The sequence below is a fragment of the Gluconobacter sp. Gdi genome, assembly GCF_014132155.1.
GTDB lineage: Bacteria > Pseudomonadota > Alphaproteobacteria > Acetobacterales > Acetobacteraceae > Gluconobacter.
On the sequence record NZ_BLJQ01000086.1, the window covers coordinates 1 to 289 of the forward strand.

The window sequence follows — 289 nt, forward strand, 5'->3', positions numbered from 1 at the left end:
CGCCCTAAGGCGTCTTTTTCAAACTGGAGCGGGTGATGGGATTCGAACCCACGACCCCAACCTTGGCAAGGTTGTGCTCTACCCCTGAGCTACACCCGCATTCCGTGAGGCGGCTTATGGCGGAAACTTGCAATATCCGCAAGAGGAAAGACGAGCGGAAAAGCATTTTCCTGATCAGGAAACATTTACTAAGCCAGAAACGAAAAAAGACGCCCTAAGGCGTCTTTTTCAAACTGGAGCGGGTGATGGGATTCGAACCCACGACCCCAACCTTGGCAAGGTTGTGCTC

General features: G+C 52.6%; 1 tRNA gene. It reads right to left on the reverse strand.

Annotated features, from left to right (window positions below):
• Positions 1-24: 24 nt before the first annotated feature.
• A tRNA-Gly gene (locus JN414_RS16595) sits at positions 25-99 on the reverse strand.
• Positions 100-289 lie beyond the last annotated feature (190 nt).